The sequence below is a fragment of the Prevotella melaninogenica genome (assembly GCF_018128065.1).
GTDB lineage: Bacteria > Bacteroidota > Bacteroidia > Bacteroidales > Bacteroidaceae > Prevotella.
Window position 1 is genome coordinate 649,821 of the sequence record NZ_CP072360.1, and the last position, 14,840, is coordinate 664,660.

Annotated in this window: 11 protein-coding genes; 5 read left to right on the forward strand and 6 right to left on the reverse strand. The window is 39.4% G+C overall.

Annotated elements, in window-relative coordinates:
• Positions 1 to 1,011 precede the first annotated feature (1,011 nt).
• Positions 1,012 to 3,039 carry a M13 family metallopeptidase gene (locus J5A56_RS08440; protein WP_021671249.1) on the reverse strand — a complete coding sequence of 676 codons (2,028 nt, stop codon included), beginning with the start codon at positions 3,037 to 3,039 and terminating at the stop codon, positions 1,012 to 1,014.
• Between the two features lie 765 nt (positions 3,040 to 3,804).
• On the opposite strand from J5A56_RS08440, the gene J5A56_RS08445 reads away from it, so the two are divergent.
• Positions 3,805 to 4,980 (forward strand): ATP-binding protein, encoded by a 1,176-nt coding sequence (locus J5A56_RS08445; protein WP_021671251.1) that lies wholly within the window; start codon positions 3,805 to 3,807, stop codon positions 4,978 to 4,980.
• A 138-nt stretch (positions 4,981 to 5,118) separates the two neighbouring features.
• On the opposite strand, the gene J5A56_RS08450 is transcribed toward J5A56_RS08445, so the two are convergent.
• From J5A56_RS08450 to J5A56_RS08465, 5 genes are all read right to left on the reverse strand, one after another.
• Positions 5,119 to 7,014 carry a DUF2339 domain-containing protein gene (locus J5A56_RS08450; RefSeq protein WP_349251579.1) on the reverse strand — a complete coding sequence of 632 codons (1,896 nt, stop codon included), beginning with the start codon at positions 7,012 to 7,014 and terminating at the stop codon, positions 5,119 to 5,121.
• On the reverse strand, positions 6,972 to 7,505 hold the full coding sequence (locus tag J5A56_RS13510) for a hypothetical protein (RefSeq protein ID WP_249112163.1): 534 nt from the start codon (positions 7,503 to 7,505) through the stop codon (positions 6,972 to 6,974). The genes J5A56_RS08450 and J5A56_RS13510 overlap by 43 nt, the downstream gene beginning before the upstream one ends.
• A gap of 518 nt (positions 7,506 to 8,023) precedes the next feature.
• Positions 8,024 to 9,073: an NAD-dependent epimerase/dehydratase family protein gene (locus J5A56_RS08455; RefSeq protein ID WP_036919192.1), complete on the reverse strand. Its 1,050-nt coding sequence runs from the start codon at positions 9,071 to 9,073 to the stop codon at positions 8,024 to 8,026.
• Positions 9,074 to 9,161: 88 nt separating this feature from the next.
• The gene (locus J5A56_RS08460; protein WP_036919157.1) at positions 9,162 to 9,896 is read right to left on the reverse strand and encodes an IspD/TarI family cytidylyltransferase; all 735 of its coding nucleotides are present in this window, start codon (positions 9,894 to 9,896) and stop codon (positions 9,162 to 9,164) included.
• A gap of 43 nt (positions 9,897 to 9,939) precedes the next feature.
• The gene (locus tag J5A56_RS08465) at positions 9,940 to 10,770 is read right to left on the reverse strand and encodes a LicD family protein (RefSeq protein ID WP_021671255.1); all 831 of its coding nucleotides are present in this window, start codon (positions 10,768 to 10,770) and stop codon (positions 9,940 to 9,942) included.
• Between the two features lie 338 nt (positions 10,771 to 11,108).
• Here J5A56_RS08465 and J5A56_RS08470 point away from each other — a divergent pair, with 338 nt between their 5' ends.
• The 4 genes from J5A56_RS08470 to J5A56_RS08485 all read left to right on the forward strand — a co-directional run bounded on the left by J5A56_RS08470 (position 11,109) and on the right by J5A56_RS08485 (position 14,768).
• A complete protein-coding gene (locus tag J5A56_RS08470; protein ID WP_249112165.1) occupies positions 11,109 to 11,678 on the forward strand; it encodes a hypothetical protein in 570 nt (189 codons plus the stop codon).
• Positions 11,679 to 11,856: 178 nt separating this feature from the next.
• Positions 11,857 to 13,299: a lipopolysaccharide biosynthesis protein gene (locus tag J5A56_RS08475; protein WP_021671257.1), complete on the forward strand. Its 1,443-nt coding sequence runs from the start codon at positions 11,857 to 11,859 to the stop codon at positions 13,297 to 13,299.
• Positions 13,300 to 13,359: 60 nt separating this feature from the next.
• A complete protein-coding gene (locus tag J5A56_RS08480) occupies positions 13,360 to 13,917 on the forward strand; it encodes a serine acetyltransferase (protein WP_021671258.1) in 558 nt (185 codons plus the stop codon).
• A gap of 29 nt (positions 13,918 to 13,946) precedes the next feature.
• On the forward strand, positions 13,947 to 14,768 hold the full coding sequence (locus tag J5A56_RS08485; RefSeq protein ID WP_021671259.1) for a glycosyltransferase family 2 protein: 822 nt from the start codon (positions 13,947 to 13,949) through the stop codon (positions 14,766 to 14,768).
• Positions 14,769 to 14,840 lie beyond the last annotated feature (72 nt).

Genomic DNA, 14,840 nt, shown 5'->3' on the forward strand with positions numbered 1-14,840 from the left:
TATTAAGGTAAAAGGAAGATGGTTTCGGGGGGGGAGATATAAAAAAGGTGTGGGATCTCATCTCACGATGAAATCCCACTGGTAACTAAAAATATCCCATAAAAAATAGGATTTTGGTAGTTATTCCTTTTTATATGAATCCGAAAAGATTCTATATGTCTGTTTCTTTTTCTGACATTTTGTTCGTCGGAAGTTAGATAAAACTTATGGTGTATGCCTTTACTTTCATCTGCTTCTTTTAGAACAATATCTTTATCTCATATCTCTTTGGGAATAGAGGATGTCATTTTGTAAGGTAACTTGTTTCTGTTAAATAACTTAAACTACGATTTTTATTGTAATACTCTCGCACTCCTCTTAATGCTCTGTAATGTATATCTTGCGCTGTTACGCAAAACTTTTTACTATTTTATCCACATTTAAAATTATTATTGGGTGCAAATATACAATATTTTATTGAATTAATAGATAAATAATACTATTTCTTATCAAGAATATGGAATTTAAGAAAATTATTATGTTTGCTTCCTTATTCGTTAATTTATTACAAAATACTTTCTTGTCTTGATTCTACATTGCTATAACATGTCTGATATTTTGGCTCTATGCATCTCTTTGTTTGTTGAATATTTTCTTGTTTTGGGTGCTACAATCAGAGGTCTTATCGCTCTTCTAACATAAGGATACAAGCTTAAAATTATTCTGATTTTCTTTTCATTATTCTTCTCTTTTGCCCTTTGAAAACATGTTTGTAGAGATTTCTTAATTCTGTCATTGATTTAGTTTTATAGGGGATAGATGTGTTTGAAATTTGTTTAATAAAATCAGTATTGTCACAAGAGGATAGAACTCATAGGATGAAGGTATGCAAAAGCATAAAGGAAGTGTACCTTTTTGAGAGATACACTTCCTTTATGGTTATTCTTCAAAGTCGTGATTATTTATCAGACGACTGTGATGATATGATGTTAATATGCCATATCAAGTGATATGGGTACTATAACGACTCTCTTACCAAATGTGTGCGCGACCCTGCTGAGGAACGAAGAGCTTGTCACCTTCTTTGATATCGAAAGCCTTGTACCAGTTGTCAATCATTGGCAGAGCTGCATTTACGCGGCTAATACTTGGCGAGTGAACGTCTGAGTTGACGATGTAAGCAACAAACTGAGGAGCAACATTGCTTGCCCATACACGTCCCCACGCAAGGAAGAAACGCTGTGCAGGAGTGAAGCCGTCCATGTCGTTGAGTGGCTTTATTTTCATACTGTTCTCAAGTGCACGAAAAGCAATATTCAAACCTCCGTTGTCTCCGATGTTTTCACCGAGTGTCTTCTCGCCGTTAACATACAAGCCAGGGATTACTTCCTGTTTGTTAAACCAGTCTACAAGTACCTTTGTTCGAGCGTCATAGTTCTTCTTGTCCTCTTCTGTCCACCAGTTTTTCATGTTGCCATTTTTATCAAACTGGCAGCCTTGATCGTCAAAGCCGTGGCTCATCTCGTGACCGATAACGGCACCAATAGCACCATAGTTGGCTGCGTCGTCAACCGTTGGGTCGAAGAATGGAGGCTGTAGAATAGCTGCTGGGAAGTTTATACTGTTAGTTGTTGGGTCATAGTAAGCATTAACCGTCTGTGGTGTCATGTGCCATTCCTTCTTATCAACAGGCTTGCCCCATCGTTTTGCAATGCGGTATTTCATTGCAGCTTCTTGCACACCTTTTACGTTGTCGAACAAAGATTTTGCATCATCAATGACGAAGACACTATCCATATTCTGCCATTTGTCAGGATAGCCAATCTTAATGTCGAATGCTTGCAACTTTTCTATGGCCTTTTTCTTTGTTGCAGCAGTCATCCATGTGTTCTCTTCAATGCGCTGTGCAAAAGCATCTTGGAGGTTCTTTACCAATGTAATCATACGTTGCTTGCTGCTCTCAGGGAAGTATTTCTGTACGTAGAGCTTACCTACAGCCTCACCCATGATACCCTGTACGAAAGACAAAGCACGCTTCCAACGTGGCTGTTGCTGCTGAACACCGTATGCCACCTTGGTATATTCAAAGTTACGATCAGAGAAGTTATCAGACAACATACCTGCAGAACTTGAGATAACAGCAAGTTCCATGTAGGCTTTCAATGCGTCTAACGGAGCTGTAGCAAGTATCTTCTCAACTTCATGTACAGGCTCTGGCTGTCCAACATCTACCTTTCCACCGTTATTTGGATAGCCGGAAGCCTTCAAAAGGTAGTTCCAATCGACACCAGGATATTTTTTCAAGAGTTGCTCCCAAGTCATTGGGTGATAGTTAGCTTGTGGGTCGCGTGACTTTACTTGGTCATAGCTAACCTTTGCAATCTGGTTCTCAATAGAGAAAGCAGCCTCCATCTTCTTCTTAGCAGTTGCAGCATCGTTACCAACCATCTTGAACAAATCATTGTTCAAGCTCTTATATGCTGCTATAACAGCCTTCTGTTGGTCGTTAGGCTTTGTGTAATATTCTGGGTCAAGACCAAGACCACCTTGTGAGATACCAATGATATAACGGTCAGAGTTCATCGCATCTACTGTCATACCAAAGCCAACAGGGAAGGTGCCATAGCCTTTCACGTCGAGGTCATACATCAGTTTGATGAGTTCCTTACGATTCTTCGCTGCACGAATCTTAGCCAACACTGGCTTAATAGGGGTATATCCCTCACGGTTGCGGCGTACGCTATCCATGTAAAGGTTGTAGATAGAAGCAATCTTCTGTGCTACAGTGCCTTTCGTTTGTGGTTTCTTAGCATAATCCTCAACCATTTCACGGATGCGTTTCTTGTTCAATTCTTCCAAATCAACAAAGGCACCGTTCATTGGATGCTCCTTGTCAAGCGGATGGCTCTTCAACCAGTTACCTGCAGCATACTCATAGAAGTTCTCACCGGGCTTCACGTTAAAGTCCATGTTGTTGGGGTCTACACCCGACTTCAGTCCCTGTGCCATAGCTGATGTAGCTATGAATGAGGCTGCAAAAAGTAAGATTTTTGCTTTCATGTGCTTATTATTTTATGTGTTAAATATATACTTTTCTGCCATTTAATGATACTTCTTCTCACCTTAAAGGTGTCATTAAGACGTTACTTGTCTTAGAAATTATCTTATTACAAAGGTAAATAAAAAAGACCAATGTTATTCTATTAGTCGTTTTTTTTACTGAAGAACTACATTAGCGGTGTGTTTTTTTAATTCTTTTAACATGCTCCGTCGGTAATTTTCTATGTCTTTAAACTTCTAAAAGAACTGCTTTGTATGTTGTGACTATCTGTTACTGTAATAGTATTCTCTTGTATGTGAAACTTCTTTAGTCTCATATCGGTTAGTTTGTTTTGGTAGTATAGCTTGTTTCTATCAATAAGTTGAACTCATTTTGATAAGTTATTGTAATGTGTTTAGTACTCCGCACCAATGGTGCGGACGCCAAACACCATTGGTGCGAACCATCAGCACGACATGTGCGGAGTACTCGCACATGGTTTGAAGATGGGAAGAAAGGAGCATCAAGGTTATTATAATGATGATAATAAGAGGTTAATAGCTAATCAATATATGGAAAAAACTCACCAGAGTGCAGTACTCATAAGCATTCTTTTAGGCTATGTATTATTTCAATTGCACTGTGGATAGTGCAGAAATCGTTGTGATATGCACTGTGGATAGTGCATTGTTTAATACAAATTGCACTGCGTGTAGTGCAATTTATTGATAATTTTGCACTATGGTTAGTGCATTTTTTGTATCTTTGTAGCAAAAAGAAGAGCTATGGATATTAGTTTAATACAATTTATGAAGGAAAGGGTAGAGTACACCTCTACCACTTTTCATCGTTATTTATATAATCGTATAGATTGGGGAAGACAGATGTTAGGACTGGTTGGTCCACGTGGTGTCGGTAAGACAACGATGTTTCTACAATATATAAAGGAGCATCAGTCTGATCAGAATATGCTTTATGTATCAGCTGATTATGTCTATTTTTCATCTCACACACTTATTGAATTAGCAGATGAATTCAGTAGGGAAGGAGGAGAATATCTCTTTATTGATGAGATTCATAAGTACTCAGGTTGGGCACAAGAACTAAAGCAAATATATGATACTCATGTTGATTTGAAAGTTGCTTTTACTGGTTCGTCGGTTCTTGATATAATACAAGGAGAGGCAGACCTTAGCCGTCGTGCTCCAGTTTATCATTTGCAGGGGCTTTCTTTCAGAGAGTATCTGGAGATGTTTAAGGGCATTGTTGTCCCAACTTATATTTTAGAAGATATTCTTCAACATCGCGTGGAACTCCCAAAAGGCCTGGAGCGTCCATTACCTTTGTTTAAAGAATATTTGCGCCATGGGTATTATCCATTTGGAGATGACGTCGAATTTATAATGCTATTAAACCAAAGTGTCAATCTTACAATGGAGGTTGATATTCCACAGTTTGCAAATATGACGCTTTCAACAAGTCGTAAGCTAAAGAAGTTGCTTGCTATAGTTTCTCGTAGTGTACCTTTTAAGCCTGTTATGGATTCTTTAGCAACAATGGTGGGAGTGAGCAGGAATGTACTTCCAGATTACTTCTTATATATGGAAAAGGCTGGGATTATTAGTCAACTACGAGATGCTACTGGTGGCATAAGAGGATTAGGTAAGGTTGATAAGGTTTATCTTGATAATCCTAATTTAGCTTATATCTTAGCTGGTAGTGAAGCTAATATCGGGAATATAAGGGAGACCTTCTTCTATAATCAGTTGAGAGTACATAATGACATTATAGTTTCTCGTATCTCAGACTTTGAGATTAATGGTGTAACCTTTGAAGTCGGAGGAAAGAGTAAGGGGCAGAAACAGATAGTTGAAGCTAAGAAGGGGTATGTAGTAAAAGATGATATCGAGATTGGTACAAGTAATATCATACCTCTTTGGATGTTTGGATTGAATTATTAAGAACGGTATCTCTCCTATATATAATAGGTAAGAAACACAAATATTATACCAATACAATCGCCCTCATCAGTCCAAGATAAAAATGAAGTTTGGACTGATGAGGGCGATTGTTGTTATGTTAATGTCTGATGTTGAGGCTTACTCCTGTTCTTGTTCCTTCTCATTGAAGAGAGCATCTTTAAGCTTCTGATAGAGGAATGAGAGGATAAGGAGAATGGCTCCAAGGCTGATGAAGACAATAATCTTACCAAGAGCAGGCATTGCCCATACGTCATTGAGAATGAGTTTGCCAATGATAATACCGAATTCTGCCAAGCTAACAATACGAATCTCCTTACTGTGGTAACGCATACCGATACACATCAAGATGAAGGCTGCAATACCTAATGACAAAGAGAAGGCGGTACTGAAGTTTACTTCATTGAAAGTAATCAGCAATAAACGCGTCAATGTAAGCCACATCAGTGTTGATATGATGGAGTATTCTGTATGTAAGTTTCGCTGATTAGAGGTTACAAGGAGTTGCCCACGCATACAATATGCCATATAAGCGATTGTTACGAGTGCCATTAACCATCTCAGTAAGAGTCCTTCTGGGGCGGTGTAATTCCATACAGTCATAGCAAATAAGATTCCTGCAAGATAGAGGCTAATCTCGTATGCCAACTTGTTTTCACTTATTTTGAAGCGTTTGCGCAAGATAAGTGCTCCTCCTAAGAGCATTATGTTTGCTGTAAGTAGAGATGCATACTCTGATATTGGTTGCTCAAGATGGAAGTGGAAGTTGTCTCTGAAGGCAAGGAACAGAATGCTGAAACCCAAAGCATAGGCAATAGCATTGTATGGAGTGTAAGCGATTAGACGTCTCATATCACTGAATAGTTCCTTATTAAATTGCATAATGACAGCTACAACAAAGTAGGCTATACTAACAAACGTTGTCACAAAGAAGGCACCATTGAAGAATAAACTGTCTCCTGTATCATGGATGAAGGTGTCAGTTGTTCTGTAGTATGCCAATGCTCCCAATGTTAGGAGTAATAATACTGCTGAAGCCAACTCGTAGATTCTGTTTTTCTCCTTTGTGAAGAGCCACAAAAGAAGTACTGACTCAGCTGCCCATACCATAAGAACATTGGTTGCGCTGAACAGAATTGGAATACCCATAGTGGCGAATGTGACCGCAAGTCCTAACATAAGGTTGCGCAGTGTGTCTTGTCCTTCGACGCGGAATCGCAAATAAAGGTGTATTGCCAGGTTGACAGCAGCGATGAAGAAAGCTAAGTAAGCTGTCGTATCAGATGATGCCTCGAAGTGTTGTAAGAGGAAATCGCCATAAATAAGATACATGAAGCTATTAGCTGTGATGATACCCAATAGTCCAAGTCTGGTATTTTCACCATACTGTGTGCGCAGAATAAAGACAACAGGCAATAGGAAGATGACGTAGAATAATGTCGCAAAAGCAAATAGGGTAGGATAAGTTGTGCCAGCTTCACTATCAGAGAATGATCCTAATGCTGTTGTTCCCCATAATATTATATAGGTGAAAGCGAAGGAAACCATAGGTAGTATTGCCCATTTCTTATACATTGCAAGGCAGAACATACCAATGTTCAATATGGTAATATAAATCTGTAGGCTAATGATACTACTTGAGTCTGTGCTAATAATGAAAGGTGCAATAAAGCCACCAATGAGTGCTGTGACTGCCAATTCCTTCCTATCGTATAGGACGGAGACTGCCGACATGAAGATAGTTGTGACGCATAGGATTACGAATGCCATCGTGTGAGAGAATAAGTCATAGTAATGGAAGGCGATGGCTGTAATCAAATAGTAGATACCAAAGGCACCACCTGCTAACAGTGAACTGAAAGTATGGTAGCGTTTGTGTAATCGTTCAGCCAGTACTAACATACCTGCACCGACAGCATAACCCATTAACGTACGTGCTGTCTCATTAATCCAGTTCTGGTCGATAGCATATTTTACGAAGAAACCGATACCAATAATAAAGATGAGAATACCAATCTTGCCAAAAGATTCTCACCGATATATTTCTCAAAGTTGGTTTCAGAAGTGGCATATTCTTCTATTTCCTCCTCTTCCTCCATAGCCATTGCAGGCTCTTCCTGCTCTTCTTCTACAGGTTCTTCAATGGTTTCTGGGGTTTCTTCCTCAACTTCAGGAATCGTATCCTTTGTCTCTTGAATAGGAATTTCTACAATAGAAGGTCTGATATCCTCATTGTGTACAATAGGAATTTCTATAGTTTCTGGTGTCTCTTGTAGCTCAGGTAGTTCGTTTTCACCCGTAGTCTCTGTTTCTTCAGCCTTTTCGGTTGTTGGCATTTCGTCCTTTATTGGCTGTTGCCACCAGTTAGGGTTAGGAGTAACAGTTTCAGACTGAACTTCCTTCGGAGTTTCTGTAATCTTCTCCTGATGTTGCTCAACATTCTCTTTTGGCTTTGTTTCTGTTGCTAATTCAGCTTGTTTATGTATTTCACGCAGTATCTTTTCCATAATAACTTGCTGCGTAGAAAGCTCAAAACTGACGTTGTTTAGTGTATTACTTATGTTGTTAAGCTTGGATATAAGATAAAAGAATCCCCATAGTGATACCGCAAATACGACGAGAACAAAAAAGGATAGAAATTCATATTCCATATTTTTAAGGATTTAGTTTTGGGTGTAAAGATAATAATAATGTGTTAAAATGACGAATGTTAACCAACAATAATACTTATTTCTTTTGTTTTTAAGGGTGGAAGACGTTGTTCTTTAAGGTTGCTTTTGATATTGTCAAGTAATTATTTTCATGAAAGAAAAGAATTATTTTCACGAACATAAATATTTTTCTTCATGAAAAGAAATATTTTTTTTCATGAAAATAATTCCCCTCCTGATTATATCAAAGAAGTGTAAACGGTGGTAAATGGCCTTCTTTTAAGTGGTTGGGTTGAGGCTTGATAGTTATGTGTTCCAACCTTAAACTTAATGTTTTAAGCGTATTGAGATAGTTTTATCTTTATGTAAGAAGCTTAGCTTTCTGTTTCCTTCATAGCGTCTATTAAACGACTGAACATTTCTTTTAATCCATATTCTGCCTTCCAACCTAACTGGTTGATACGCTTTGTGTCAAGTCGTAACTTTGTTGTTGGTGGATAACCCATTCCTTCTTGCAGCTGTATGACAACTTTTACGTGCTTAGGATTGAAGTTTCCTGCTACGAATTTTGCTATATTACGGATAGAGATATATGTTTCGCTGTTGGCTACATTATATGCCTCACCATTCTCTCCACGTAACAATAGATAGAGCATCGCACTGACCGCATCTATTGTGTAGCAATAGCTGTGACAGCCTTCACCCTTGGTATGTAGAATGATGTCGTTATTATTAATGACACTTCTTGCAAACTGGGCAAAGACACGATTGTCGTTTTTACCGACTCCTGCACCGAATGTCTGTGCCAATCGTGCTACTTTTACAGGAACTCCATATTCGACAGCATAATTATGGCACAAACCTTCAGCCGCTCTCTTTGCCAAAGGATAACAGCTTCGTGTAGCCATTGGATCAAGATATCCCTGCTTTTGCTCGGTAAGTGACTCCTTGTCGTCAGTAACAGAGCCATAAATCTCCATCGTTGAAGCAAAAACAAGTGATTCTACTTTTGCCTCCTGCGCATAGGTAAGGATGTTCTGCATACCAAAATATATCGTATTCATCGTTTCAACGGGTTTCTCGATAAAACCCTTTGAGGCTGTCGGAGCAGCAAAATGAACGATGTAATCGATGTTTTTTGAAGGTTTGAAAGTTGCCATTGAGGAAAAGTCATAAGCATAATAGCTTAATGCTTCCCCTTCTTTGCCAAACATCTCTGTTGCCTTTTCGATGTTTCTTACAACTGCAATGACGTGCAGATTGATACCTTTCTCTGTTGATAATGCCAAAAGGCAACGCACCATACAGGAGCCTAATAGACCCGTTGCACCTGTTATGGCAATGGTCTTGTTTCTCAGTTCTTCTGCTAATGCAAACTTTTCAACAAAATTCTTGATATCTTCTTTTAGTATCTTACTGTTCATCATCTCAAAGTTATATAAACGACGGTCCTTTAATTATTTTCTTTTCTGTAATAGGAAGGCTTCATCCTATTGGATGAAAGAACGAGACTTATAAACCAAATATTTGCTGATCTTCGTGTACCTTTACCATAGCACGTAATACAAAGAAGTCCGTTGGGGTTGTAATCTTAATGTTTTCCATTGGTCCAATGATGGTCCCAAGTTTATAACCATAATGGCTCATCATCGTACAAGAGTCGATGAAATCGGATTTTTCTTCCTCTAAGGAGCGTCGATGTGCACTGATAATATCCGATAAGCGAAAACTTTGTGGGGCACGTGCAATGAGTGAGTCTGCACGTGATGGAATCTCTAATGAGCCATCTGCTTGCTTCACAATAAGCGTTTCTGTTGCAGGAATGCAGGTGATACAACTTCCAACCTCTTCTACTTTCTTGATGTTATCCGTAATCGTCTCCTCTGTGATAAGCGGTCGAACGCCATCATGGATGAGGACTGTTGTGTTCTCATTGTTAATATTCTGACTTTGAGCATAAGCCTCTGCAGCACATAGTCCTTTGTAGATAGATTCCTGTCCTGACTTTCCTCCCGGAACGATCTTTACTACTTTGTTAATTTCAAACTTGCGAAGTTGCTTTTCAAGGAATGGAATCCAACTCTCAATGCACGCTACAACGATAGCATCTATGTTCGGATGATTGTCGAATAACTCCAAGGTATAGATGATGATAGGTTTCCCATTAAGGTCAAGAAACTGCTTAGGACGCGACTTTGTGTGCATTCTTAGTCCTGATCCGCCTGCAAAGATTACTGCTATGTTCATAATTTTAATTTGGGATTTAAAGGGGTTGAAAGGATTCCTCTTACTACTTAAAGACGACATCTACCTTATGTCTGTCACGCTTATCCCTTGGAGGTAGGTTCATATAGTTCCCGTAGGCGATGCGACAGAACTCATCAACGTCTGCAGGACCTTCAAAAGTATAGCCCTCAAAAACGATATCTTTGTGTGGTATCATACAGCGACGTGGGTGCTGTTCATAGAACCAAGCACCATATGAGTGCATCCAGAGGTCTGGCTTTCCAAAGATTTTGCCGAAAAAGCGGAACGTAGGAAAGACGATGTTGTGCAAAAGGTTATAGCTCGTCTGTGCTAAATGGGGGTGCTGACCTGCTAATTTTGCATTCACATTCACCGATAGTTTTGCAGCAAAACGTTGTAGCCAAGGAATCATATTACCCTCGTATGGAAAGATGTCAACATGTAGACCTCTGTATTTCTGTGCTTCGTGTATTCTTCGGTCAATACTGCCTTGGCTTTCGTGGCTACGGTTTTCACTTTTCAAATCGCGTAAACATGCCCACTCTTTATAGAAGCCAGGGTCGGTATCATTGTCTTGTAACACATATTGTGGGTGAGGATGTGCTTTCAGATAGTCGCATAAGCGTTTGAAATCCTTATGGCTAACTACCATATCTATGTCATCATCCCAAGGAATAAAGCCCCCATGACGTACAGCTCCTAACACATTACCGCCATCAAGACGGCAGGGAATGCCTATCTTTTTAGCAGCCTCCTGCAGGTAGATAGCCATGTCAAGCAGTCTCAACTGTGCTTTTCTGAGCACAGAACCGTCTGGGTTATATTCCTGTCGGAGACTTTCTTGTGTCTCTCCTGTATTGAAAGTTTCAATCATTTTCCGTTAATATACTTGTTGCAAAGATAATAAAAGATTATGACTTCACCTTCTGTCTCTATAAAAACTTATGTTTTGATTTCATGATTCGAGCTAATATACTTATCTTTGCGGAGGTAATTTGGTGCTTACTTGATTGCTGTTAGTGTTGGTGCTTGCCCTCCGCACGAGTGGTGTTTATGCTTCGCACGAATGGTGTTTGCCCTCCGCACCACATGTGCGGAGTAATTACACACTAATTAAAAACGGTAAGTGAGGTTGTTACTGATTGTATAAAATATAGAAAGAGATTACTCTTATCATAGGAAATGTTGAGTGGAAAGCATAAGATTTATTGGATGGTTAGAAAACTATTAAGTAGCTTATTGTGGCTTGAGATAGTATGGGTGGTATTCAATTGCGTATCACCTTGGAGGTTATGGAGTGATGCGGATATCATAATTGTCTGCACTTTACCTTGGATAGTGCTTTTCTTTCTTATCCGCTATATCAAGCGGAGGTGGAAGGAAGAGGGTAATGCCGCTATAGGTTGTTTGTATACCATGTTATGGGTGACCATTCCTTTCATTATCATTGCGCAACTACTCTTTGGTTGGTTGTGGAACTTAAAAAATGATTCAACCAAGATAACGTTTGAAGACGATAAGTATCAGGTAACAATTATTAAGGCGCTATTCGCAACACAGATGGATAAGATGCAGATTATGGAACACTGTGGTCCATTCTATCATGAAGTCTATTTCAGTGAACTCCATGATATTGATACGAATAAGTTAAAAAGTACATCAGCTATTGAAGACTTTCTTAAGGAGCAAGAGAGAAAAAATAGCTATCGGATAGTTTCTTTACTATTCCAAAGTATGTGGGATTTGGCTTTTCCAAAGAAAAGCGTTACATTTGCATGTTAGATAGATTATGCCTAATAGTGTGGGAAAGGGGAATAATATCTTTCTTTTCTCTATCTGCGATAACGAGTACTTTCATGAAGGGAACCTTATTTGTCAGAAGGCAACTGACCTCTTTTTAAGATAGAATATACTTTGAGGAGGAGATAAGAAACAACGTATCATAGAGATACAAAAGCTAATGGAAAAAGAAACACTCAAGGAGAAAACAGCCAAAGGACTCTTTTGGGGTGCATTGAACAATGGTACAATGCAGCTGTTGAATATTGTCATTGGAATATTTTTGGCACGTTTACTCACACCAGCCGACTATGGATTGGTGGGAATGTTGGCTGTGTTTACAGCGATTGCGGGTGCCTTGCAGGAAAGTGGATTTACTGCAGCACTTGCCAATATGGAGCGTCCAACGGATAATGATTATAACTCTGTCTTTTGGTTTAGTGCTATAATGGGTTGGATTTCATATACAACCCTCTTCTTTTCAGCTCCTTTGATTGCAGCTTTCTTTCATCATCCAGAGCTTATCAGTCTATCCCGTTTCGTCTTTGCATCATTGCTCTTTTCGTCATTAGGTACGGCTCCTGCAGCTTATCTTTTCAAAAATATGATGGTTAAAGAGACTGCTTTGCTGCGCATCACATGCCTTTTTATTTCGGGTGTGGTAGGAATTATCTTAGCATTAAAGGGTTATGCTTATTGGAGTTTGGCTTGGCAGCAAGTGCTTTATATCAGTCTTACGAGTCTGTGGCGTTTCTTTATTATTCCTTGGCGACCCTCTTTTCGCATCGACTTTACCCCTGTAAAGAAGATGTTTTCCTTTAGTTATAAGATTCTTGTGACGACGATTGTCAATACAATTAGTCAGAATATTCTAACCTTTATCTTCGGTCGTTTATATTCTGCAAAGGTAGTGGGAAACTTCTCTCAAGCCTTCAAGTGGGATACGATGGCAAGCACCTTTGTGTCTGGAACGGTGTCGCAGGTAGCGCAACCAGTGCTTGTTGAGGTGAATAAAGACCCAGAAAGGCAGGTGAATGTGTTCCGTAAGATGCTTCGTTTTACGGCATTCTTAGTCTTTCCAGCTATGTTCGGATTGGCGATGATATCGCACGAATTTATCATTCTTCTTATATCAGATAAATGGATAGAGAGCATTCCTTTGCTACGAATCCTCTGTATTAGCGGTGCTTTTTTACCATTTTATACGATGTATCAGAACCTTATCATTAGTCGTGGAAAGTCTGTTGTCTATATGTGGTGTACAGTAGCTTTGATTATCGCACAGATTGGTTTTGTTATTATCTGTTATCGAGAAGGAGTCGTCTTTATGGTTAGCGTATATACTCTTGTGACCGTCTTGTGGCTCTTTGTATGGCAATTCTTTGCAGGAAAGGAAACGGGGTTGCGCCTTTTTGATGTTCTGAAGGATATTAGTCCTTACCTTTTAGCTTCAGTAGCTGTGATGGTTGTTGTTTATTTCGCAACCTCTTTTATTCATAACCTCCTTTTACTGTTGATAGTAAGAATCCTTATCGCGGCTGTTCTTTACTTCTTTATCATGAAGTGGGCAGGCTCACAAATACTCGTGGAATGTATGAATTATCTGCGTCGCCGTAAGCAATAGAGGAAAAGGAGTACTTGGAATATTAAGGAATAAGTTGTATATTTGCATAAAAAAGAGAAGATGAACCCATTTGTTCAAGGTGTAATACTTACCGTCTCCTCGCTGAGATTGATACCACATATCCTACTGTACAAGTTGTATAGTGAGCAGATTGATGATGATCTCCTACAAGTGCAGGACCGAAAGCGAGGCGTGCGTAACTTTGTGAAGGTCATGACGCGCGAGCGTACCTTCCGTAATCTTTTCTATTATAGGATAGGTGAATACATGGCAACGCCTATTAAATGGCTGTGTCCGGGTGAACGAACACTGAATATTTGGTGCCCTTCTATTGGCAAAGGCGCTCACTTTGAACATAACTATGCGACCTATCTGAATGCTGAAAGTATTGGTAAGAACTTCTATTGTCTTCAATTAGTAACCTTAGGAACAGGGCATCATGAAGGACAAGAAGGTCGCCCTGTCATTGGCGATAATGTGAAGATAATGACAGGAGCAACGGTCTTCGGACCTATTCGCATTGGTAACAATGTGACGATAGGGGCAGGAGCCGTAGTCTTTAAGGATGTACCTGACGGCTGTACCGTTGTCGGTAACCCTGCAAGAATAGTAAAATAGCTATAAATGAAGTTGATAATAACAAGATAATGGAATACCCAAAGATAACAGTTGTAACACCATCCTACAATCAAGGACAGTTCATCGAAGCAACGATACAATCAGTAATCGGACAGCAATATCCTAACTTGGAGTATCTTGTTTGTGATGGTGGTTCTACCGATGAAACCGTGGAAATATTGAAGAGGTACTCTGATAAGATTACATGGTGGTGTAGTGAGAAGGACAAGGGACAAAGCGATGCTATCAATAAAGGTATGCGTAGGGCAACGGGTGATATTGTCTGCTGGATAAATAGTGATGATGTACTACTTCCAGGAACATTACATACCGTCGCAAAGTTCTATCATGACCATCCTGATACGGACTTTGCCAATGGCTATACGGTCGAAATAGACAAGGAAGGAAAGATTATCAACTTTACGCATATCGTAATGAATCACTTCTTCTTCCGCCATGGTTGCTATAATATATCGCAACCGGGAATGTTCTGGAAACGTGAGATATTCGATAGAATCGGCTATATTGATGAGTCTTTCCATGCTAAGATGGATGTGGAATGGCTGATAAGAGTTTATGAAGCAGGACTAAAAGTAAGACGTATTAACCGCAACCTCGGTGCTATTCGTATCTATCCTGATACCAAGACGGCACAGGGAGGAAGCATTTGGATACGAGATACGGACGCACTTCGTGAGATGTATCATGGTAAGTATTTACCTGAAAATGGCAAGTTATACCGTCCTTTCTTCAAACTCTACAAGATTTTAGATGGTTGTATGTTCCGTAATGCCATGAGGAAATGGCAATATTGTGGGAAACCTGTAACGGCTTATAAAGAGAATCTTTAACAACGACCTGCTCTTGAATGAACTAAGAGAAGGTCTGAACAAACAAAAACGACTTCCCTAAAGCATAAGGAA

Bases quoted from the DNA above. Each gene is read 5' to 3' on its own strand.
- J5A56_RS08465 (WP_021671255.1), bottom strand. From the start codon at position 10,770: ATGATTGAAACTTTCAATACAGGAGAGACACAAGAAAGTCTCCGACAG.
- J5A56_RS08480 (WP_021671258.1), top strand. From the start codon at position 13,360: ATGAACCCATTTGTTCAAGGTGTAATACTTACCGTCTCCTCGCTGAGA.
- J5A56_RS08460 (WP_036919157.1), bottom strand. From the start codon at position 9,896: ATGAACATAGCAGTAATCTTTGCAGGCGGATCAGGACTAAGAATGCAC.
- J5A56_RS08445 (WP_021671251.1), top strand. From the start codon at position 3,805: ATGGATATTAGTTTAATACAATTTATGAAGGAAAGGGTAGAGTACACC.
- J5A56_RS08470 (WP_249112165.1), top strand. From the start codon at position 11,109: ATGGTTAGAAAACTATTAAGTAGCTTATTGTGGCTTGAGATAGTATGG.
- J5A56_RS13510 (WP_249112163.1), bottom strand. From the start codon at position 7,505: ATGGAAAAGATACTGCGTGAAATACATAAACAAGCTGAATTAGCAACA.
- J5A56_RS08440 (WP_021671249.1), bottom strand. From the start codon at position 3,039: ATGAAAGCAAAAATCTTACTTTTTGCAGCCTCATTCATAGCTACATCA.
- J5A56_RS08455 (WP_036919192.1), bottom strand. From the start codon at position 9,073: ATGAACAGTAAGATACTAAAAGAAGATATCAAGAATTTTGTTGAAAAG.
- J5A56_RS08475 (WP_021671257.1), top strand. From the start codon at position 11,857: ATGGAAAAAGAAACACTCAAGGAGAAAACAGCCAAAGGACTCTTTTGG.
- J5A56_RS08485 (WP_021671259.1), top strand. From the start codon at position 13,947: ATGGAATACCCAAAGATAACAGTTGTAACACCATCCTACAATCAAGGA.